Below are 21,363 nucleotides of genomic sequence, written 5' to 3'. Positions count from 1 at the left end.
AGGTCAGCAGCCCGGCCGAGCAGACAGGGCTCGGAGAGCAGCGTGGAACGCCTGCTGCGGGGGCCGGCTCCGCGGAGCACGACGGACACGATCAGCACCCCGACGGACACGACCGGCACCCCGACGGACACGACCGGCACCCTGACGGACACGATCAGCACCCCGACGGACACGACGCAAACGGCCGAGACGGCGGAGACGGCCGAGATGGCCGAGATGGCCGAGATGGCCGAGATGGCCGAGACGGCAGAGACGCGGGACATGCCGCACACGACGAGCACCGGGACGGGCCGCCCGACGTGACCCCCGGACAGACGAGTGACGCCGGACAGTCGGGTGAGGCCGGGGGCGCCGGTGAGGCTGCGGACGCCGGTGAGGCCGGACGGGCTGCCCGGCAGTCCGGTGGGCCCGCACGCGCCGGTGAGGCCGGAAACCCCGGCGAGGCCGGAAGTACCGCCGGTGGCTCCCGAGACGCCGGCGAGGCCGCTGTTGCGGCGGGGAAGTCCGGGACGGCCGGGGCTGCCGGGTCGGCCGGGAAGCCGGGGAAGAAGGAAGTCCGTCGCCTGGAGCGCGTGATCATCCGTTTCGCGGGTGACTCGGGTGACGGTATGCAGTTGACGGGCGACCGGTTCACGTCCGAGACGGCGTCCTTCGGGAACGACCTGTCGACGCTGCCGAACTTCCCGGCCGAGATCCGTGCTCCCGCCGGGACGCTGCCGGGTGTGTCGTCGTTCCAGCTGCACTTCGCCGACCACGACATCCTCACCCCGGGTGACGCGCCGAACGTCCTGGTGGCGATGAACCCGGCCGCGTTGAAGGCGAACATCGGCGACGTGCCGCGCGGTGGGGAGGTGATCGTCAACACCGACGAGTTCGCCAAGCGGTCCATGGCCAAGGTCGGCTACGACAGCGACCCGCTGGAGGACGGCTCGCTGGACGGCTACCGGGTGCACCGGGTGCCGCTGACCACGCTGACGGTGGAGGCGCTGAAGGACTTCGGCCTGACGCGCAAGGAGGCCGAGCGGTCGAAGAACATGTTCGCGCTGGGTCTGCTGTCGTGGATGTACCACCGGCCGACCGAGGGCACCGAGAACTTCCTGCGCCGCAAGTTCGCCAAGAAGCCGCAGATCGCCGAGGCGAACGTGGCGGCGTTCCGGGCGGGCTGGAACTTCGGCGAGACCACCGAGGACTTCGCCGTCTCCTACGAGGTCGCCCCGGCCGCCTCCGCGTTCCCCGCCGGCACGTACCGCAACATCTCCGGCAACCTCGCCCTGTCGTACGGGCTGATCGCCGCCGCGCACCAGGCGGGCCTGCCGCTGTTCCTCGGTTCGTACCCGATCACCCCGGCCTCCGACATCCTGCACGAGCTGTCGAAGCACAAGAACTTCGGTGTGCGCACGTTCCAGGCCGAGGACGAGATCGCCGGGATCGGTGCGGCGCTGGGGGCGGCGTTCGGCGGGTCGCTGGCGGTGACGACGACGTCCGGGCCCGGTGTGGCGCTCAAGAGCGAGACGATCGGTCTCGCGGTGTCGCTGGAGCTGCCGCTGCTGATCGTGGACATCCAGCGTGGCGGCCCGTCGACGGGTCTGCCGACCAAGACGGAGCAGGCGGACCTGCTCCAGGCGATGTACGGCCGCAACGGCGAGGCGCCGGTACCGATCGTGGCGCCCTCCACGCCGGCGGACTGCTTCGACGCGGCGCTGGAGGCGGCCCGGATCGCGCTGGCCTACCGCACCCCCGTCTTCCTGCTGTCCGACGGCTACCTGGCCAACGGCTCGGAGCCGTGGCGCATCCCCGACACCGACGACCTGCCGGATGTGTCGGTGGCCTTCGCGACGGGTCCCAACCACACCCTGGCCGACGGCACCGAGGTCTTCTGGCCGTACAAGCGGGACCCGGAGACGCTGGCCCGCCCGTGGGCCGTGCCGGGCACGCCGGGGCTGGAGCACCGGATCGGCGGCATCGAGAAGCAGGACGGCACGGGCAACATCTCCTACGACCCCGCCAACCACGACTTCATGGTCCGCACCCGCCAGGCCAAGGTCGACGGCATCGACGTGCCCGAGGTGCACGTCGACGACCCCGACGGCGAAGCGCGGCTGCTGGTGCTGGGCTGGGGCTCGACGTACGGGCCGATCACCGCGGCCGTGCGGCGGCTGCGCCGTGACGGCGAACGGATCGCCCAGGCCCATCTGCGCCACCTCAACCCCCTGCCCGCGAACCTGGGCGAGGTCCTCAAGCGGTACGACAAGGTCGTCATCCCCGAGATGAACCTCGGCCAGCTCGCCACCCTCGTGCGCGCCCGGTACCTCGTCGACGCGCACAGCCACACCCAGATCAACGGCATGCCCTTCAAGGCCGAGCAGCTCGCCGCGGCCCTGAAGCAGGCCATGCACACGACACACTCGGCGCACACGACGCAGTCGGCGCACGCGGCGCGCACGACGCAGCCGGCGGACACGGCGGGCGCGGCGCAGGCGTCGCGGACGGCGCGGACGTCGCAGGCTGCTGCACGCCCTCATCAGGCCAAGGAGGCCATCGATGGCTGAGAAGCTCCTCGACCTCGTTCCCAAGGCCGAGGCCGAGCAGTCGATGAAGGACTTCAAGTCCGACCAGGAAGTGCGCTGGTGCCCCGGCTGCGGCGACTACGCCATCCTCGCCGCCGTCCAGGGCTTCATGCCGCAGCTCGGCCTGGCCAGGGAGAACATCGTCTTCGTCTCCGGCATCGGCTGCTCCTCCCGCTTCCCGTACTACATGAACACCTACGGGATGCACTCCATCCACGGCCGCGCCCCCGCCATCGCCACCGGCCTGGCCGCCTCCCGCCGCGACCTGTCCGTCTGGGTCGTCACCGGCGACGGCGACGCCCTGTCCATCGGCGGCAACCACCTCATCCACGCCCTGCGCCGCAACGTCAACCTCAAGATCCTGCTGTTCAACAACCGGATCTACGGCCTCACCAAGGGCCAGTACTCCCCCACCTCCGAAGTCGGCAAGATCACCAAATCCACGCCGATGGGCTCCCTCGACGCCCCCTTCAACCCCGTCTCCCTCGCCCTGGGCGCGGAAGCGTCCTTCGTGGCCCGCACGGTCGACTCCGACCGCAAGCACCTCACCGACGTCCTGCGGCAGGCCGCCGACCACCCCGGCACCGCCCTGGTGGAGATCTACCAGAACTGCAACATCTTCAACGACGGCGCCTTCGACACCCTGAAGGACAAGGAACAGGCCGAGGAAGCCGTCATCCGCCTGGAACACGGCCGGCCCATCCGCTTCGGCCGTGGCGGCACCAAGGGCGTCGTACGCGACCGCGCCACCGGCGACCTCGACATCGTCACCGTCACCGCCGGCAACGAAGCCGACATCCTGGTCCACGACGCCCAGGCGGCATCGCCCACCACCGCGTTCGCCCTCTCCCGGCTCGCCGACCCCGACACCCTCCACCACACCCCCATCGGCGTGCTGCGCAGCGTCCACCGCCCCGTCTACGACACGCTCATGGCGGACCAACTCGACGAGGCGGTCCAGCAGCGCGGCAAGGGCGACCTGGGCGCGCTGCTCGCGGGCGGCGACACCTGGACGGTCGTCGGCTGACACCGCGATCCACACGGCGGCCCGGTCCTGACACGGTTCAGGACCGGGCCTCGCCGTATGCCCGGCGGGTGGGCGCGGGATGGTCATGACCGTATAACGATACGGGCATGACATCGCGGCCGGTCCGGCGCTACCGTCGTCCGGACAGGGCGTGCGGAAAGGCGGTGGCGCGTGGCGGCCAAGAGCGGCAGCGGGATCAGCGCAGGAGAGCCGGCGGCGGGGCTCGACGCGGCGGCGGAAGCCGGCTCAAGCCGGAAGGCCGGGCTCCTCTACGGCTTCGCCGCGTACGGGATGTGGGGGCTGTTCCCGCTGTACTGGCCGCTCCTCCAGCCGGCGGGCGCGCTGGAGATCCTGGCGCACCGGATGGTGTGGTCCCTCGCGACCGTAGCCCTGGCGCTGCTGGCCCTGCGCCGCTGGGGATGGATACCCGGGCTGCTGCGGCAGCCGCGCAAGCTCGGTCTGATCACCGTCGCGGCCGCCGTGATCACCGTCAACTGGGGCCTCTACATCTGGTCCGTGAACGCGGGCTACGTGGTGGAGTCGTCCCTCGGCTACTTCATCAACCCCCTGGTGACCATCGCCATGGGCGTCCTGCTGCTGAAGGAGCGGCTGCGGCCCGCCCAGTGGATCGCGGTCGGCACCGGGTTCGCGGCCGTGGTGGTGCTGGCCGTCGGCTACGGGCGCCCGCCGTGGATCTCCCTGGTGCTGGCGTTCTCGTTCGCCACGTACGGCCTGGTGAAGAAGACGGTCAACCTGGGCGGGCTGGAGTCGCTGGCCGCGGAGACGGCGATCCAGTTCCTGCCCGCGCTGGCGTACCTGCTGTGGCTGGGCTCGCAGGGCTCCGCCGCCTTCGGCGGCGCGGGCGTCGGCCACATGGCCCTGCTGGCGTCGGCGGGCCTGGTCACCGCCGTGCCGCTGGTGTGCTTCGGCGCGGCGGCCATCCGCGTCCCGCTGTCCACGATCGGACTGCTGCAGTACCTGGCGCCGGTCTTCCAGTTCCTGCTCGGCGTCCTGTACTTCCGTGAGGCGATGCCGCCCGAGCGCTGGGCGGGCTTCGGGCTGGTGTGGCTGGCCCTGTCCCTCCTCACCTGGGACGCCCTGCGCACGGCACGGCGCACCCGGGCGCAGGCGCAGGCCCTGCGGCGGGCCGCCGCGGCCGACTCCGGGGGATCGGGACGCGCGCCTTCCGGCACCACCGCCGCGGGGGCCGCCGCGTCCGCGCAGGCCGCCGGTACGGGTACGCCCGCCGCGGAGGCCCCGGCGGCCGGCGCGGAGACCCCGGCGGCGGCGCGCCTGCCGCCGGAGCACCCTCAGCCTGAGCCCCTGCGGCACGCGCGACCGCGTTCTGCGGGTCCACGCGTCGTGTCCACGCGTCGTGTCCACACGGCTGCGGGCCGCGGCTCTACGGGTCCGCTGACATCGCGGCGCTTCGGGTCTGCGGCCTCGGGTCTGCGGGCCTACGGCCGCCTGCGGGCTTGCGGACCTGCGGGCTTCGGGCCTGCCGGCTTCGGGCCTACGGCCATCTGCGGGCTACGGGCCCGCGGGCCTGCGCCGAGGTGTCCGGGGGTGCAGCGGTCGGGCCGGTGCCGTGTCACGCGTCGGCCGCCGGAGCGGTACGGGCTTCCGTGCGGGCGCGGTGGGTCCGTACCTTCTGGCGGTTCCCGCACCGCTCCATCGCGCACCAGCGGCGGCGCCCCGGCCGGGACGTGTCGACGAAGAGCAGGTAGCAGTCGTGCGCGCCGCACTCGCGGATGCGGTGCGCGTACGGGCCGGTGAACAGGTCGACCGCGTCCCGGGCCACCGTCGACAGCAGCCCCGCGACCGTCGCACCCGGCGCCCACTCGCGGCGGCCCGCCGGGGTCATCCGCACGGCCAGCGGCGGCGCCGCGGCCGCCGCGTTCAGGAGCCCGACCGCCGCCGCGTCCAGCGGGGCTGCGTGCGCCCGCGCGGTGGCCAGCAGGTGCAGCGCGTCGCGCAGTTCGCGTACGGCGGCCAGGTCGCCGTACGCCACCTCCAGCGGCAGACCCGGGTCCAGGCGGCTGGCCGCCACCCAATCGTGCAGGCCGGCAGGCGTCTCCAGCACCTCGTAGCGCGCCAGGAGGCCGGGCCCGCCCGTGGTGAGCAGCTCCAGGCACAGGGCGCCCGGGTCGAAGCGGTACGGGCGGCCCTCGGGGGTGCGGAGGGTGAGACCTGTTGCGGACCCGATCATGTAACCAATATAACCAGTTACATGACCGCACTCCACTGGAAGCTTGTGATCGACGCGAACGATCCGCACGCGCAGGCCGCCTTCTGGGCGCAGGCACTGGGCTATGTGGTGGAAGACCACAGCGCCCTGATCGAGCGGCTCCTCGCCGCCGGGCACGCGTCAGCCGACCAGGCCGTCGGGGCGCAGGGCCGGTACGCATGGCGCGATCTGGCCGCCGTCCGGCATCCGGACGATCCGTACGACGGCGCGACAGGAGTGGGGACGGGCCGGCGCCTGCTGTTCCAGCGCGTCCCCGAGGCGAAGACCGTCAAGAACCGGCTCCATCTCGACCTGCACACGGGACCCGACCGGGACAGGGAAGCGGAGGTCAGGCGCCTGGAGGGCCTCGGCGCTTCCGTGCTGCGACGCGTCCAGGAGCCGGCGGGCACCTGGACGGTCATGCGGGACCCGGAGGGCGGCGAGTTCTGCGTGCACTGAGCCCCCGCGCTCAGCGGCCCGGCGCGGCCCTGCCCCTCCCGCCCGCCCCTTGCGCTCGCACCCTCCGCAGGCCGTACGGTCGCCCGTCCGCGCAGCGGCGGCCGGAAACGGCACGTCCACGTGGCGCGGGGCGGGGAAAAGGTGCACGCACACCCTCACGCGGGCTCCGCTATGCGAACAGGGCTGACAAGAAACGACCCTTGACGCTTCATCAGATCGTCGCCGACCATTCACCACGCACTGCACGCGCCACGCACCGTCCGCACCACGCACGACGCGCCACACGCACCACGCACTGCACGCACCACACGCGCCGCACGCGCCGAAAGGCACCGCACGCGCCGCACGCACTGAAAGGCACTGCACGCGCTGAACGCCCCGCGCTCACCGCGCGGCGCATCGGCACGACTCGCTCCAAGGCCCCGCTTCACCGCCGTAGCGGGGCGCTCGCACGTTCCGTCCCATCCCCGTACGGAATTCGGAGCCCCCCACATGACGATCCACGCGTCCCGAATATCGCGCAGACGCACCGCCGCGTCCGCCGTGCTCGCCCTCGCCGCCCTGGTCGGCGGAGCGGCACCCACGGCCCTCGCGGCACCGTCCACCCCCGTGGCACCGTCCGCCCCCGCGGCACCGTCGGCTGCCACGGCACCCGACATCCCCGTCGCCAACGTCAAGGCGCATCTCACGCAGTTCCAGTCGATCGCCTCCGCGAACGGCGGCAACCGCGCCCACGGGCGCCCCGGTTACCGCGCCTCCGTGGACTACCTGAAGGCGAAGCTGGACGCCGCCGGCTACACCACCACCGTCCAGCAGTTCACCACCAACGGGTCCGTCGGCTACAACCTCATCGCGGACTGGCCCGGCGGCGACGCCGACCAGGTGCTGATGGCCGGCGCCCACCTCGACTCCGTGTCGTCCGGGCCCGGCATCAACGACAACGGCTCCGGCTCCGCCGCCGTCCTGGAGGCCGCTCTCGCGGTGTCCCGTGCCGGGTACCAGCCCGACAAGCACCTGCGGTTCGCGTGGTGGGGCGCCGAGGAACTCGGGCTCGTCGGCTCCCGCTACTACGTCGGGAACCTGTCGGCCACCGAGCGGTCCAAGATCTCCGGGTACCTGAACTTCGACATGATCGGGTCACCGAACCCCGGCTACTTCGTCTACGACGACGACCCCGTCATCGAGAAGACCTTCAAGGACTACTTCGCCGGGATCGGCGTGCCCACGGAGATCGAGACCGAGGCCGACGGGCGTTCCGACCACACCTCCTTCAAGAACGCGGGTATCCCGGTCGGCGGCCTGTTCACCGGCGCCGGCCGCACCAAGACCTCGGCGCAGGCGCAGAAGTGGGGCGGCACGGCCGGTCAGGCCTTCGACCGCTGCTACCACTCGTCGTGCGACACCACGTCGAACATCAACGACACCGCGCTCGACCGGAACAGCGACGCCCTCGCGCACGCCGTGTGGGCCCTGTCCTCCGGCGGGACGACGGAGCCGCCGACGGGTGACACGTACGAGAACACGAACGACGTCGCGATCCCGGACAACGGCGGCGCGGTCTCCTCGTCCCTCAGCATCACCGGCCGTACCGGCAACGCCCCGTCGAACCTGCAGGTCGGCGTGGACATCGTGCACACCTGGCGCGGTGACCTGGTCGTCGACCTGATCGCCCCCGACGGCTCGGCGTACCGCCTGAAGAACGCCAGCGGCAGCGACTCCGCGGACAACGTCCGGGAGACCTACACGGTGGACGCCTCCAGCGAGACCGCCAACGGCACCTGGCAGCTGCGGGTCCAGGACACCGCCCGCTACGACACCGGCTACATCAACAGCTTCAAGCTGACCTTCTGACGGCCGGCGCGCACGGAGCGGGGCCGCACCGGGCACCGGTGCGGCCCCGCGGCACCTCCAGAGCTGCGCGGCCCTGCGACTGCCCGCCCCCGTCTGCGGCGCGGCACCTCCAAGGCTCCGCGGCCCCTGCGACGGCGCGGTCCCGGGCGGCGGCGGGGCACACCGCGTCCCGCGCAACGCGCCCCGCACACCGCGCCCCGCACACCGCGTCCCGCACACCGCGCAACGCGCCCACGGCGTCGCGCGCCGGATGACCGGCGCACGCCAAGGTGCCTACCGGGCGGCCTTGTTCGCGGCGTCCAGCAGCGCCTTCTCGGTCACCGCGCCGACGTAGACCTTGCCGTCGTCCGTCAGCAGGGCGTTGACCAGGCGGGTCTTGAAGACCGTGCCGGAGCCGAACTTCCCGGTCACCTGGTCACCCAGGGCGCCGAGGAACTTCTCGGCCTCGGCCGGCAGTCCCTCCTCGCCCGCGCCGGACGGCGCGGCGGGGCCGCCGAGTTCCAGGATCGTGGTCCAGCCCTCGCCTATCACGTTCGGGCCGGGGAAGTCCTCGACGGACTCCAGGTCGTCCAGGTTCTTCCCGAGATCCTTGCCGAGATCCTTGCCGCCGAGGTCCTTCCGAAGGTCGTCCAGCTCCTTGTCCGCCGGGCCGCCGTGCCGGCCGGCCGCGCCCTCGGACTCCTCGTCGAGCTCCGTGACCTTCGCGCCCCTGGGCGGGGTGAAGGCGAAGGTGTCCGCCGCGGGCTTGGCGAAGTCGACCTGGGTGAAGCCCGCGTCCACCACGGCCTTGCCGCCCGTGCTCGGCGTGAGCGTGAACTTCAGCGGGACGCCGTTCTGCGCGTCCACCGAGACCTTGATCGCGCCGATCGTCGAGCCGCTCTGCTTCGGCTTGATGACGAGCTGGTACGCGTCCCGCCCCGCGATCCGGGCCGTGCCGCCCACCGTGACCGAGGTCGTCCCGTCGACGGCCTTCAGGGCCTCGGTCGCCAGCTCCTTGGGCGTGACCGGCGGTTCGTGCGCCTCGTCGGCGCCGCCGCTCTCGTAGGCGTCGTCCTTCGCGTGCAGGACTTCGTTGGCCTTGCTGTCGTACGTCCAGACCTCGCCGCCGCGGTGGATGACGGTGTACTCGTCGTCGCCGTCCTGGATCGTCAGCCGCTGCCGGTCCGGTCCGTCCGCCGCGACGCGCAGGGTGTGGGTGCCGGACGCCAGCTCCAGCAGCTTGGCCTCCGCCTCCTTGGCCTCCCCGGCAGCGGCCCCGGCCTCGCCCAGCAGGTCGCCGAGGCCGGCGAACGAGGGCAGGCCCAGGTCCGTGCTGACCTTCAGCGTCCCGGACATCTGCTCGACGTCGGATGCGGCGATCTTCTCGATGAGTTCCTGTGCCGTGATCTCCGGCAGGTCGGGGTCGCCGGCCGCGGCCAGCGCGGGGACGAGCCCGATCGTCGCCGCCGCGACCCCCGCCACCGCGACCGGGACCGCGTACCGCGCCATCCTCCTGCGTGCGGCCGGGGCGGCCGGGGTCGCAGTGCTGACGCTGTCGTTCGGTTCCATGTGGGCTACCTCCGTGGTGTGGTGTGTCCATCTGACCAAAGCCACACCCCGAAAGCGTCAGTCCACGGGATCAACTCGGCATACCTCTCAGGGATGACGCCCTCTCAGGGTCTCCCCATCCCGCCCCACCGGACCCGCGCCCGCATCCCGGCGGCACCCGCGAGCGCGCTCCGGCGGCGCCCGCGTCCGCATCCCGGCGGCGCCCGCGTCCGCATCCCGGCGGCACCCGCATCCGCGCCCCGGCGTCACTCGCGAGCGCGCTCCGGCGGCACCCCACCGGATCCACGTCCGCGCCCAGGCGGGCCGACGCCGCACCACCGCCGATGCCCCTCCGACACGGCACTCCGCCGCCGACACGGCACCCCGCCGCCGGACGCCGCGCCCCGCACGTGACGGCGCGCCCCGCACGCCCCCGCGCTCACCCCGCTCGGTGGACCACCAGGTCGCAGAGCTCCTCCAGCGCGGCCTTCGCGTAGCACTCCTGGAGGGGGGCCAGCATCGCCCGGGCCTCCTGCGCGTACCGCACCGTGTCCCTGCGGGCGCGCTCCAGCGCCGGGTGGGCGCGCAGCCGGAGCAGCGCCTCGGCGTGCCGCCCGTCGTCCGACAGGTCGCCGTCCAGGAGCTCCACCAGCTCCAGGTCCTCGGGCCGCCGGTGCCGCTCCGCCTCGGCCCGCAGGTGCAGGACGGGCAGCGTGGCGATGCCCTCGCGCAGGTCGGTGCCGGGAGTCTTGCCCGACTCGTGCGAGTCGGAGGCGATGTCCAGCACGTCGTCCGCGAGCTGGAACGCCACGCCCAGCCGCTCCCCGTACTGCGTCAGGACCTCCACGACCCGCTCGTCCGCGCCCGCCATCATCGAGCCGAACCGCCCGGAGACGGCGATCAGCGAGCCGGTCTTCCCCGCGATGACGTCCAGGTAGTGGCCGACCGGGTCGTCGCCCTCGCGCGGCCCGGCCGTCTCCAGGATCTGGCCGGTGACCAGCCGCTCGAACGCCTGCGCCTGGATGCGCACCGCCTCGGGGCCGAGATCCGCCAGGATGTGTGAGGCACGGGCGAAGAGGAAGTCACCCGTGAGGACGGCGACCGAGTTGCCCCAGCGCGCGTTCGCGCTGTCCACCCCGCGCCGTACGACCGCCTCGTCCATCACGTCGTCGTGGTACAGCGTCGCCAGGTGCGTCAGCTCGACCACGACCGCGGAGGGCACGATGCCGGGGGCGTGCGGGTCGCCGAACTGCGCGGCCAGCATCACCAGCAGGGGCCGGAACCGCTTGCCGCCCGCCAGCACCAGGTGCTGGGCCGCCTCCGTGATGAACGGCACGTCGCTCTTGGTGGCATCGAGGAGCCCGGCCTCGACCGCCGCCAATCCGGTCTGGACATCGGCTTCGAGAGCCTGGTCCCGCACGCTCAGCCCGAACGGCCCGACTGCGGTCACGAGGAGGTCTCCTGTCTGCTGACGATCACGACGCTCACCGTTCACACGGATTGTCGATGTGTCGCTGGATTCACTCACGTCAGCGTATCCGGTCCCGTTTGGATCGCCGTGGGCACCTTCCCGCCACCCCCGGTATGTTCGTGATCAGCGTTTTCAGACGAAATAACCGCTTTTAAGCGTACCGTCGCGCGCGCCCCGGCCGACCGGGGACGGTCCCCGCGCGCGCCCGTACGGAACAGGAGGCTCCGCCCATGCGCTCCCGCGTCCGCACCTCCTTCCCGTACCGGACGGACCGCACGGACGTCCGGGTCCCGCTGCCCGACGGCACCCTGCTGTACGCGCGGGTCTGGCGCCCGCTGACGGACGGGCCGGTCCCCGCGCTCCTGGAGTACGACCCGGGGCGGCTCACCGACGGCACCGCGCCCCGGGACGCCCAGCGCCACCCCTGGTACGCCGGCCACGGCTACGCGTCGGTGCGGGTCGACCCGCGCGGCCGCGGCAACAGCGAGGGGCTGCCGCAGGACCGTACGGACCCGCAGGACGCCGCCGCGGTCGTGGCCTGGCTCGCCGACCGGCCGTGGTGCACCGGCCGGGTCGGCATGATCGGGCTGGGCCCCGGTGGCGGCACGGCGCTGCGGGTCGCCGCCCTGGCCGCCGAGGCCGCGCCGGCGCTCGCCGCCGTGGTGGCCGTCGGCGCCCCTGACGGCCACGACGACCACGACGGCCACGACGACCACGACGGCCACGACGACCACGACAGGCGCGACACGCACGACAGGCAGCACGCCCACGACAGGCACGGCGGCCCCGACGGCCCCGGCGGTCCCGGCAGTCCCAGCGGTCCCGACGGCCCCGACGGCCCCGGCGGCCCCGACGGCCCCGGCGATCCCGGCAGTCCCAGCGGTCCCGGCGGCGACGGGCCGGTCGCCCGCGACCGGGGCAGCGGAGGTTTCGCCCCGCCCCTCACCGCCCGGGCCGCCGCACTCGCCGGTGCGGCCTCGCCGCCGGACCCGCGCTACGCCGGGGACGCCTGGCGCGACCTGTGGGCCCGGCGGCTGGCCGCACTGGAAGGACGGGACCCGACGGCCGCCGGCGAAGCCGGGCCGCCCCTCCCGTACGGCGCCGTGCGGGTCCCGGTCCTCGCGGTGGCCGGCTGGCACGACCCGCACCGGGACACCGTGCTGCGCCTGCTGGAGCACCTGCCGCGCCACCTCGTCAGAGGCGTCCTCGGACCGTGGCCGTGCCGCTACCCGGACCGGGGGGAGCCGCCCGGCCCGGCGATCGGCTTCCTCCAGGAGACCCTGCGCTGGTGGGACCACCACCTGAAGGGCCTGCGCACCGGCGCCATGGACGAGCCGCTGCTCCGTTCCTGGACCCGCGGCTGGCGCGGCGACGACGCCTGGCCGCCCCCGCACGTCACCCCGGTCGCGTACGCCCTGCAGGGCGGGCCCGCGCCGGTGCGCTCTCCGCTGCACACCGGTCTGGACGCGGGGCGTTTCGCGCCCTCCGGCGGGGACGCGGACCTGCCGCCGGACCAGCGCGCGGAGGACGCCCTGTCGGCCTGCTTCGACATCGCCGTCCCACCCGGCGGGCCGCCCCTGGAAGTGCTGGGCCACCCCGTGGTCCGCCTCGCCGTACGGGCGGACGCGCCCGCCGTCCGGGTCACGGTCCGCCTCTGCGACGTGGCCCCCGACGGCACCTCCCTGCTGGTCGCCCGGGGCACCGCCACGGGCGCCTCCGGCACGTACGGCATCCGGTGCGGCGCCACCGGCCACGCCTTCCCACCGGGCCACCGGATCCGCGTCGCCGTCTCGTCGGCGTACTGGCCGTGGGTGTGGCCGCTCCCCGCCCCCGACGCCGCGGCCCCGCCGCCCACCGCGACCACCGGCACCGGCACCGGCACCGGCACAGGCACCGGCACCGGCAACACCAGCACCACCAGCACCACCGGCACCACCGGCACGAGTGCCCCGCAGCCCGCCGCCACGGGCACGAGCACCGACCGGCCCGGCGCAGTCACCGCCGACCCCGCCGGCGGGCGCGCCGACGCGCGGGCCGCCGCAGAGGTGCACGACGGGGCCGCCACCCCGCCCGGCAGCGCCCCGGGCTCCCCGTCGGCGGCTTCACGCTCGACCCGGCCGGCTGCTCCCTCCTCCTGCCCGTCCGCGCGCCCGCGCCCCACGACGCCGCCGTCGGCTTCCCCGGGCCCGAGCACGCCCCGCCGCTGGGCGTCGGCGTCCCCGCCATGCTCGGCGCACCCGACGGCGAGCGGCCGCCGCTCCTCCTCGTACGGGACGTCGCCCGGGGCGGGTGGCGCCTGGAGGCCGACCCGTGCAGCAGCGAGCACGGCAGCGTCCGCACCTACCCGGACGGACTGGAACTCACCGAGCGCGCCGTGGAGACGTACGAGATCGAGGAGGCCGCCGGGCCGCTCTCCGCGCGGGCGCGCGCCGAGTGGCACGTGCGCTGGCACCGGCCGGACCTCGACCCGCCGTGGCACGCCGCCGTGGAGGTGCGGTCCGAGGCCGCGTCCGACGCCGCCGGGCTGCTCGTGCGCACCGAGCTGATCTGCACCGGCACAGGCGGTGAGGGTGCGGAGGGAGGTGACGAGGTCCTCCTCCACCGCACCTGGGAGAAGCGCGTGCCCCGGCCGTAACGTGTCCCCCACACACGTGGAAAGCGAGGCAAGCACCGATGCCCGAGCAGTCCGAGCGGTCCGAACAGAGGCCGCGTAGCCCGCTCGACCTCGCCGAGGGCGATCCCTTCGGCCCGCACAACCTCCCGTACGGCGTGTTCTCGACGGCGGACGACCCCGCACGCCGCCGCGTCGGCGTCCGGATCGGCAGCCATGTGCTGGACGCGGGCGCCGCCGCCCGCGCGCTGGGCTCCCCCTACGCGAGCCTGCTGGCGCAGCCCGCCCTCAACCCGCTGATGGCGGCCGGCCGCACCGCGTGGCGCGACGTGCGCCGGGCCCTCACGGCGTGGGTGACCTCGCCCGCGCACCGCGCCGCCGTCGAACCGCTGCTGCACCCGCTGGACGGCCCCGGCGCGGTCACCCTCCACCTGCCGTACGAGGTGGCCGACTACGTCGACTTCTACGCGAGCGAGCACCACGCGTCGAACGTGGGCCGGATGTTCCGCCCCGACGGCGAGCCGCTGACGCCCAACTGGAAGCACCTGCCGATCGGCTACCACGGCCGCTCCGGCACCGTGGTGGTGTCCGGCACCGACATCGTGCGGCCCTCGGGCCAGCGCAAGGCCCCGCAGGACGCGGCGCCGGTCTTCGGCCCGTCCACGAAGCTGGACATCGAGGCGGAGGTCGGCTTCCTGGTCGGCACCCCGTCCGAGCTGGGCCGCCCGGTGCCGCTGCGCGACTTCCGCGACCACGTCTTCGGGCTGACGCTCCTGAACGACTGGTCGGCGCGGGACGTCCAGGCATGGGAGTACGTGCCGCTGGGCCCGTTCCTGGGCAAGTCGTTCGCCACGTCGGTGTCGGCATGGGTGACGCCGCTGGAGGCGCTGGACGCGGCGCGGGTGGCGCCGCCCGCCCGGGACTTCCCGCTGCTGCCGTACCTGGACGACGCGGACGAGGACGAGCCGGGCGGCTTCGAGCTGCACATCACGGTGCGGATCAACGGCGAGGTCGTGGCCGAGCCGCCGTTCTCCACCATGTACTGGACGGCGGCCCAGCAGCTCGCGCACATGACGGTGAACGGCGCGTCGCTGCGCACCGGCGACCTGTACGGCTCGGGCACGGTCAGCGGGCCCGAGACCCACCAGCGGGGCTCACTGCTGGAGCTGACGTGGAACGGCCGGGACGCCCTCGAACTGACCTGCGGCAAGCGGACGTTCCTGGAGGACGGCGACGAGGTCACGCTCACGGCATGGGCGCCGGGCCCCGACGGTGTGAAGGTGGGCCTGGGCGAGGTCGCCGGCCGGATCGCCCCGGCCGTCTGACCCCGCGGCGGCAAGGGCCCGGCACCCCCGGCTCACGGGGTGCCGGGCCCGCGCGGCTCCCACAGCTGGGCCGCGCCCCGGGGTGGTCAGTCCGCCCGCCACAGGGCGGGCGCGTTCGGCGGCTCCCACCCGGGCTGCGCGGTGTGGCCCTGCAGGCAGGTGTGGCCGCGCCCGCCGTACGTGACGCGGTCGCCCGCGCGGTACGCCGTCCCCGCGGCCCATGTGCCGCCGGTGGGGGTGGGCGTGGGCGAGGGGCCCGGGTCCTGCGGTACGGCGAGGACGAAGTCGAACGTGGCGGTCCTGGCGCCGCCCGCGCTCTGCACGGTCATCAGCAGCCGCGGGTCGAACAGCGCGTCCGTGTGGTTGCGGGGCTCGCCCGGGAAGTACAGCTGCGTGGTGAGGACGGGCCGACCGGGGGCCTGCACCTTGACGTGGAGGTGGCGGGTGCGCCCCGGGTACAGGCCCGGCACGATGGTGGTCAGCCGGAACGCGCCCCGCTCGTCGGTGAACTGGTGGCCCCGGTAGCGGAACCCGGCGTTGTCGTACGCGCCGTCGGTGTCGGCCTGCCAGAAGTCGAGCAGGACGCCGGCCACGGGCCGGCAGGCCAGGCCGAAGACGTAGCCCTGCACGTCGAGCCGGACACCCCGGCCTCCGGGTTCGAGGAGTGAGGTGCGGCGCGGGGAGTCGGGCTTGAAGTAGGGGCCCTCCATCTGCGGGGGCGTGGGGTCGTCGCCGTCGTCGCACTGCGGGGTGAGCGGCGGCGGCGCGTCGGCGGTGGCGGTGCGGGCGAGGGCCGGGACGCCCATCAGGGCGGCGGGGGTCGCGACGCCGGCGGCGAGCGCGGCGCGCAACACGGTCTTGCGGCTGGGGTGCCGGGGATGCTGGTCCATGCCGGTGGCTCCTCGTGGCGAAGAGGTCTGGGGGACGGTGTCGGGAGCACCACCGAACCTAGGCGCGGCCTGCGGGGCGGGCGAGGGACGGGATGCGGTGGTCGTGGTGTTTATCCCGGCCGCCCTCCGCGCCCCGCCGGAAGTCCCCGGGGCTCAGCCCGGTCTCGCGGCGGAAGAAGCGGCAGAAGTACGAGGGGTCGTCGAAGCCGACCCGCAGGGCGACCTGGCGGACCGTCAGGTCCGTCTTGGCCAGCAGCCGTTTGGCCTCCTGGGTGCGGGCGTCGCGGACGAGCCGCCCGGGGGTGCGGCCGGTGGCCGCCTTGACGGCTTCGGCGAGGTAGCCGGGGGTGACGCCGATACGGTCGGCGCAGGCCCGCACCGACCACAGTGCGGCCTCCCCTCGGCCGATGAGCCGGCCGAACTCCTCGGCCACGCGACCGGGCCGGGCGGGCGCCGCGGGGCCTTCCGCGCGGCCGGGCCCCGTCGCGGGGGCGGGGAGTCTGGCCGCCCGGACGACGAGGATGTGCAGCAGGGCGCGCAGGACGGACGCGAAGCCCTCGGCGCCCTTGCCGTACTCGTCGTGGAGGTCGTCGACGAGCCGGGCGACGGTGGGGCGGGCCGGCCCGTCGAGCCGGAGCCACGGCCGCTCGCTCAACCGCCGCAGCAGCTCCCGGTCCCCGGGGTGGTCGAGCAGGAAGTCCTCGGTGAAGAGGATGACGGACCCGTCAAGCCCGGCCGCGCCCTCCCAGTGGTGGACCTGCCCCGGGGCGACGACCCCGAGGTGCGGGGGGCGCAGTTCCTGGCGGGCGAGGTCGACGACGTGGACGCCGCGCCCGGAGGTGACGTGGAGGATCTCGTAGAAGGTGTGCCGGTGCGGGAAGGCGGCCCTGGACAGGGGGCCGATGGTGTCGAAGGTGCCGACGGCGAAGGGCAGGGCCTGCGGCTGGGGCACCTCCAGCCGGTGTGTCGGCAGCGCGGCGTCCCCGGCGTCCCGCCCGCGTCGCATCCCCCGCCACCCCCTACAGGTCCAGACCATTCCCCTGCGGTCACCATGCCACGGGGCGGACCGCGGGGAACAGGGCGCGTTCCGCCCGTCGGCCCTCCTCCGGGTGCGGCGGCGCGCCGGGCGGCACATGCTGCTGGGGGCGGGGCAGGGAACCGCCCGGGCCCGGCCCCGCCCGGACGACCGGACCCGCCTGTACGACCAGAGCCGCCCGTACCGACCAGAGCCGCCCGTACCGACCAGAGCCGCCCGTACCGACCAGAGCCGCCGGTACGTACCGGCCCGGGGCGCCTGTACGGCAGGACCGTCCGCACGGCCGGAGCCGCGAGGCGCCCGGTCCCACCGGGACGACCGGGCCTGGCGCGGACCGGCCGGTTCGCACCGGGGGCGCCGGCACCGCCAGGGACGGCCCGGGACGGCCCGGCGACCGGTGCGGCCCGGTGGTACGACCTGCGCCCGGGACGGCCCGGGTCAGCAGGGTGACACGCACGCACTGTCGCGAGGAGCACCGCATGCACCCGAAAGGGCCCATACCCGCTGCCGCAGTCACCGCACTCGTCTCGCTGGCCCTCCTGGCAGGACCGGCGGCACCCGCCGCGACCGCGTCCGCAGGCGAGGCCGCGTCCGCACACGCCGACCTGGTCACCACGTACCAGGCGACGCTCAAGTACCACTCCGTCGAACGGGCCGTCCAGGACGGCTACCTGCCGATGCGCGGCTGCATCGAGCGGGAGGGCGAGGGCGGCATGGGCTACCACTACGTCAACAAGGCGTACAACAACACCACCGACCCGGCGCACCCCTCCGCCCTCATGTACGAGCCGGGCCCCGACGGCGCACTGCGGCTGGTGGGCGTCGAGTGGTTCGTCGAGGACGCGGACCAGGACCTGAGCACGGACGACGACCGGCCCGCCATGTTCGGCCAGCCCTTCCTGGGGCCGTCGCCGGGCGTCGAGGAGGGCATCGCCGCCCACTACGACCTGCACGTGTGGATCTACAAGCCGAACCCCAAGGGCATGTTCCACGAGTGGAACCCGCACGTGTCCTGCCCCGCGGACTGACCCGGGGCCGCACACACAGCGGTCGGGCGGGGCGCGCCACCGCGCCCCGCCCGACCGCTGCCGCGACCAGCCGCCTGCTACCGCACGAAGACGCCCGCCTGCGAGGCCAGGTCCAGGAAGTACTGCGGCGCGACGCCGAGCACCAGGGTGACCGCGACACCGACGCCGATCGCCGTCATCGTCAGCGGTGACGGCACGGCCACGGTCGGGCCCTCCGGGTGCGGTTCGCTGAAGAACATCAGCACGATGACGCGGATGTAGAAGAACGTCGCGATCGCGGAGGCGACCACGCCGACCACCACCAGCGCCCCGGCGCCGCCCTCGGCCGCCGCCTTGAACACGGCGAACTTGCCGGAGAACCCGGACGTCAGCGGGATGCCGGCGAAGGCCAGCAGGAACACCGCGAACACGGCCGCCACCAGCGGCGACCGGCGCCCGAGCCCCGCCCACTTCGACAGGTGCGTGGCCTCGCCGCCGGCGTCCCGCACCAGCGTGACGACGGCGAAGGCACCGATCGTCACGAAGGAGTACGCGGCCAGGTAGAACAGCACAGACGAGATGCCGGACGGCGTGGCCGCGATGACACCCGCCAGGATGAACCCGCCGTGGGCGATCGACGAGTAGGCCAGCAGCCGCTTGATGTCGGTCTGGGTGATGGCGACGATCGCACCGACCAGCATGGTGACGATGGCGACGCCCCACATGACGGGCCGCCAGTCCCAGCGGAGCCCCGGCAGCACCACGTACAGCAGCCGCAGCATCGCGCCGAACGCGGCGACCTTCGTGGCCGCGGCCATGAAGCCGGTGACCGGTGTCGGCGCGCCCTGGTACACGTCCGGGGTCCACATGTGGAATGGCACGGCGCCGACCTTGAACAGCAGGCCCATCAGCACCAGGGCGAAGCCGATGAGCAGCAGCACGTCGCTGCCCATGGTGGCGGCCAGCGCCGGGTCGACGGTGCCGACGGCCCCATCGACGACGTCCGCGATCCGCGCGTACGACACGGAGCCCGCGTAGCCGTACAGCAGGGCGATGCCGAAGAGGAAGAACGCGGAGGCGAAGGCGCCGAGCAGGAAGTACTTGACCGCGGCCTCCTGCGACACGAGCCGCTTGCGGCGGGCCAGGGCGCACAGCAGGTACAGCGGCAGCGACAGCACCTCCAGCGCGATGAACAGCGTCAACAGGTCGTTGGCCGCCGGGAAGGCCAGCATGCCGGCGACGGCGAACAGCGCCAGCGGGAACACCTCGGTGGTGGTGAACCCGGCCTTGACCGCGGCCTTCTCGTGGTCGCTGCCGGGCGCGGCCGCGGCCTCCGCCGCGAACGAGTCGACCCTGTGGCCGTGCCGTGCCGGGTCGAGCCGCCGCTCGGCGAAGGTGAACACCGACACCAGCGCGGCCAGCAGGATCGTGCCCTGGAGGAACAGCGCGGGCCCGTCGACGGCGATGGCGCCCATGGCGGCGATCCCCGCCTTGGTGGTGCCGTATCCGGCGACGGCGAGGCCGACGACCGCGGCGAACGCGGCGGCCAGCGCCGCGACGCTCAGGAAGAGCTGGCTGTGGTAGCGGGCGCGGCGCGGGACCACGGCCTCGACGAGGATGCCGAGGACCGCCGCGCCGACCACGATGAGGATCGGTGCCAGCTGGGCGTACTCGATCTTCGGCGCCTGGATGGCGCCGAGCGGCTCCGCGACCGGCCCGGCGGCCGCCGTCCACAGGCTGTGGAAGTCCGTTGTGCTCACTGCGCCGCCTCCACCTGGGGCCGGACCTCGGGTGCGGGGTCCTTCTGGTCGACGTCGGACATGGTGTGGCGCACCGCCGGGTTGACCACGTCGGTCACCGGCTTCGGGAACACGCCGAGGAACAGCAGCAGCGCGATCAGCGGTGCGGCCACAACCAGTTCACGGGCCCTCAGGTCGGGCATGGCCCGCACCTCGTCCTTGACGGGTCCCGTCATGGTCCGCTGGTACAGGACGAGCGTGTACAGCGCGGCCAGCACGATGCCGAGGGTGGCGACGACACCGGCCGCCGGGTACCGGGCGAACGTGCCGACCAGCACCAGGAACTCGCTGACGAACGGGGCGAGTCCCGGCAGCGACAGCGTGGCGAGGCCGCCCACGAGGAAGGTGCCCGCCAGCACCGGGGCGACCTTCTGCACCCCGCCGTAGTCGGCGATGAGCCGGGAGCCGCGCCGCGAGATCAGGAACCCGGCGACCAGCATCAGGGCGGCCGTGGAGAGCCCGTGGTTGACCATGTAGAGGGTGGCGCCGCTCTGCCCCTGGCTGGTCATCGCGAAGATGCCGAGGATGATGAAGCCGAAGTGGGAGATCGACGCGTAGGCGATCAGCCGCTTGATGTCCCGCTGGCCGACCGCGAGCAGCGCCCCGTAGACGATGCTGACCAGTGCGAGGACGAGGACCACGGGGGTCGCCCACTTCGACGCCTCCGGGAACAGCCCGAGGCAGAAGCGGAGCATCGCGAAGGTGCCGACCTTGTCGACCACGGCCGTGATGAGGACGGCGACCGGAGCCGTGGACTCGCCCATCGCGTTGGGCAGCCAGGTGTGCAGCGGCCACAGCGGCGCCTTCACCGCGAAGGCGAAGAAGAAGCCGAGGAACAGCAGCCGCTCGGTGTTCGCGGCCATCTCCAGCTCGCCGCTCGCGCGGGCGGCCGCGATCTCCGTGAGGGAGAAGTTCCCGGCGACGACGTACAGCCCGATGACGGCGGCCAGCATGACGAGCCCGCCGACGAGGTTGTAGAGGAGGAACTTCACCGCCGCGTACGACCGCTGGGCGGCGGCGTGCTCGTCGGTGCCGGCGTGCGCCCGGTCCCCGAACCCCCCGATGAGGAAGTACATCGGGATGAGCATGGCCTCGAAGACGAGGTAGAAGAGGAAGACGTCGGTGGCCTCGAAGGAGAGGATCACCATCGCCTCGACCATGAGGATCAGGGCGAAGAAGCCCTGGGTGGGCCGCCACCTCTTCGACTGGCCCGCGGCGGAGCCGCTGCCGGACGCGGCCAGGTGGTCGGCGTCGTGCCAGCCGGCGAGGATGACGAAGGGGACGAGGACGGCGGTGAGCGCGACGAGCGCCACCCCGATGCCGTCGACGCCCAGTTCGTACCGCACCCCGAAGTCCGGGATCCAGGCGTGGGACTCGGTGAGCTGGTAGCGGGCGCCGCCCGGGTCGAAGCGGGCGAACACGGTCGCGGCGAGCGCGAGCGTGGCGAGGGAGAAGGCGAGGGCCACCCACTTGGCCGCGGTGCGTCGGGCCGCCGGCACGGCGGCGGTGACGATCGCACCGGCTGCGGGCACGGCCGCCGTCGCCGTCAGGAGGTAGGACATCGCG

Annotated in this window: 14 protein-coding genes and 2 pseudogenes; 9 read left to right on the top strand and 7 right to left on the bottom strand. The window is 73.8% G+C overall.

Annotated elements, in window-relative coordinates:
* Positions 1-42 precede the first annotated feature (42 nt).
* The 4 genes and pseudogenes from L6E17_RS24045 to rarD all read left to right on the top strand — a co-directional run.
* Positions 43-303, top strand: a complete 261-nt coding sequence (locus L6E17_RS24045; protein ID WP_236242824.1) for a hypothetical protein — start codon at positions 43-45, stop codon at positions 301-303.
* Between the two features lie 245 nt (positions 304-548).
* Positions 549-2,393: pseudogene (locus tag L6E17_RS24040) on the top strand (2-oxoacid:acceptor oxidoreductase subunit alpha); the annotation flags it as partial.
* Positions 2,394-2,541: 148 nt separating this feature from the next.
* Complete coding sequence (locus L6E17_RS24035) at positions 2,542-3,594, top strand: 2-oxoacid:ferredoxin oxidoreductase subunit beta (RefSeq protein WP_236242823.1); 1,053 nt, start codon at positions 2,542-2,544, stop codon at positions 3,592-3,594.
* 291 nt (positions 3,595-3,885) lie between these two features.
* Positions 3,886-4,917: pseudogene (gene rarD, locus L6E17_RS24030) on the top strand (EamA family transporter RarD); the annotation flags it as partial.
* A 268-nt stretch (positions 4,918-5,185) separates the two neighbouring features.
* Here rarD and L6E17_RS24025 read toward each other — a convergent pair.
* Positions 5,186-5,803 (bottom strand): ABATE domain-containing protein, encoded by a 618-nt coding sequence (locus L6E17_RS24025; RefSeq protein WP_236242822.1) that lies wholly within the window; start codon positions 5,801-5,803, stop codon positions 5,186-5,188.
* Positions 5,804-5,824: 21 nt separating this feature from the next.
* Here L6E17_RS24025 and L6E17_RS24020 point away from each other — a divergent pair, with 21 nt between their 5' ends.
* Positions 5,825-6,280 carry a VOC family protein gene (locus L6E17_RS24020; RefSeq protein ID WP_236242821.1) on the top strand — a complete coding sequence of 152 codons (456 nt, stop codon included), beginning with the start codon at positions 5,825-5,827 and terminating at the stop codon, positions 6,278-6,280.
* A 492-nt stretch (positions 6,281-6,772) separates the two neighbouring features.
* Complete coding sequence (locus tag L6E17_RS24015) at positions 6,773-8,131, top strand: M28 family metallopeptidase (protein ID WP_268985583.1); 1,359 nt, start codon at positions 6,773-6,775, stop codon at positions 8,129-8,131.
* A gap of 273 nt (positions 8,132-8,404) precedes the next feature.
* Here L6E17_RS24015 and L6E17_RS24010 read toward each other — a convergent pair whose 3' ends face one another.
* A complete protein-coding gene (locus tag L6E17_RS24010; RefSeq protein WP_236242820.1) occupies positions 8,405-9,679 on the bottom strand; it encodes a sigma-E factor regulatory protein RseB domain-containing protein in 1,275 nt (424 codons plus the stop codon).
* A gap of 418 nt (positions 9,680-10,097) precedes the next feature.
* Entirely contained in the window at positions 10,098-11,108 is a 1,011-nt protein-coding gene (locus tag L6E17_RS24005) for a polyprenyl synthetase family protein (protein ID WP_236242819.1), read from the bottom strand.
* A 251-nt stretch (positions 11,109-11,359) separates the two neighbouring features.
* Here L6E17_RS24005 and L6E17_RS24000 point away from each other — a divergent pair, with 251 nt between their 5' ends.
* Positions 11,360-13,675 (top strand): CocE/NonD family hydrolase, encoded by a 2,316-nt coding sequence (locus L6E17_RS24000; RefSeq protein ID WP_236242818.1) that lies wholly within the window; start codon positions 11,360-11,362, stop codon positions 13,673-13,675.
* A 127-nt stretch (positions 13,676-13,802) separates the two neighbouring features.
* Complete coding sequence (gene fahA / locus L6E17_RS23995; protein WP_236242817.1) at positions 13,803-15,065, top strand: fumarylacetoacetase; 1,263 nt, start codon at positions 13,803-13,805, stop codon at positions 15,063-15,065.
* A gap of 86 nt (positions 15,066-15,151) precedes the next feature.
* Here the strand turns inward: fahA and L6E17_RS23990 are convergent, their stop codons facing one another.
* Entirely contained in the window at positions 15,152-15,955 is an 804-nt protein-coding gene (locus L6E17_RS23990) for a carbohydrate-binding protein (protein WP_236242816.1), read from the bottom strand.
* A gap of 58 nt (positions 15,956-16,013) precedes the next feature.
* On the bottom strand, positions 16,014-16,961 hold the full coding sequence (locus L6E17_RS23985) for an AraC family transcriptional regulator (protein WP_236242815.1): 948 nt from the start codon (positions 16,959-16,961) through the stop codon (positions 16,014-16,016).
* Positions 16,962-17,470: 509 nt separating this feature from the next.
* Between L6E17_RS23985 and L6E17_RS23980 the strand changes: the two genes are divergently transcribed.
* Entirely contained in the window at positions 17,471-18,019 is a 549-nt protein-coding gene (locus L6E17_RS23980; protein ID WP_236242814.1) for a hypothetical protein, read from the top strand.
* Between the two features lie 77 nt (positions 18,020-18,096).
* Here the strand turns inward: L6E17_RS23980 and nuoN are convergent, their stop codons facing one another.
* Together nuoN and L6E17_RS23970 are read right to left on the bottom strand one after the other, a co-directional pair.
* Positions 18,097-19,758 carry an NADH-quinone oxidoreductase subunit NuoN gene (nuoN, locus tag L6E17_RS23975; RefSeq protein ID WP_236242813.1) on the bottom strand — a complete coding sequence of 554 codons (1,662 nt, stop codon included), beginning with the start codon at positions 19,756-19,758 and terminating at the stop codon, positions 18,097-18,099.
* The gene (locus L6E17_RS23970; RefSeq protein ID WP_236242910.1) at positions 19,755-21,359 is read right to left on the bottom strand and encodes an NADH-quinone oxidoreductase subunit M; all 1,605 of its coding nucleotides are present in this window, start codon (positions 21,357-21,359) and stop codon (positions 19,755-19,757) included. The genes nuoN and L6E17_RS23970 overlap by 4 nt, the downstream gene beginning before the upstream one ends.
* Positions 21,360-21,363 lie beyond the last annotated feature (4 nt).

It is taken from the genome of Streptomyces sp. CC228A (assembly GCF_021390935.1).
GTDB lineage: Bacteria > Actinomycetota > Actinomycetes > Streptomycetales > Streptomycetaceae > Streptomyces.
Note: the sequence above shows the minus strand (reverse complement) of the source record. Positions and strands in the feature narration are given on the sequence as shown.

Excerpts from the sequence above, each read along its gene's own strand:
- L6E17_RS24035 (WP_236242823.1), top strand. The coding sequence starts at position 2,542 with ATGGCTGAGAAGCTCCTCGACCTCGTTCCCAAGGCCGAGGCCGAGCAG.
- L6E17_RS24025 (WP_236242822.1), bottom strand. The coding sequence starts at position 5,803 with ATGATCGGGTCCGCAACAGGTCTCACCCTCCGCACCCCCGAGGGCCGC.
- L6E17_RS24020 (WP_236242821.1), top strand. The coding sequence starts at position 5,825 with ATGACCGCACTCCACTGGAAGCTTGTGATCGACGCGAACGATCCGCAC.
- L6E17_RS24015 (WP_268985583.1), top strand. The coding sequence starts at position 6,773 with ATGACGATCCACGCGTCCCGAATATCGCGCAGACGCACCGCCGCGTCC.
- L6E17_RS24010 (WP_236242820.1), bottom strand. The coding sequence starts at position 9,679 with ATGGAACCGAACGACAGCGTCAGCACTGCGACCCCGGCCGCCCCGGCC.
- L6E17_RS24000 (WP_236242818.1), top strand. The coding sequence starts at position 11,360 with ATGCGCTCCCGCGTCCGCACCTCCTTCCCGTACCGGACGGACCGCACG.
- fahA (WP_236242817.1), top strand. The coding sequence starts at position 13,803 with ATGCCCGAGCAGTCCGAGCGGTCCGAACAGAGGCCGCGTAGCCCGCTC.
- L6E17_RS23990 (WP_236242816.1), bottom strand. The coding sequence starts at position 15,955 with ATGGACCAGCATCCCCGGCACCCCAGCCGCAAGACCGTGTTGCGCGCC.
- L6E17_RS23985 (WP_236242815.1), bottom strand. The coding sequence starts at position 16,961 with ATGCGACGCGGGCGGGACGCCGGGGACGCCGCGCTGCCGACACACCGG.
- L6E17_RS23980 (WP_236242814.1), top strand. The coding sequence starts at position 17,471 with ATGCACCCGAAAGGGCCCATACCCGCTGCCGCAGTCACCGCACTCGTC.
- L6E17_RS23970 (WP_236242910.1), bottom strand. The coding sequence starts at position 21,359 with ATGTCCTACCTCCTGACGGCGACGGCGGCCGTGCCCGCAGCCGGTGCG.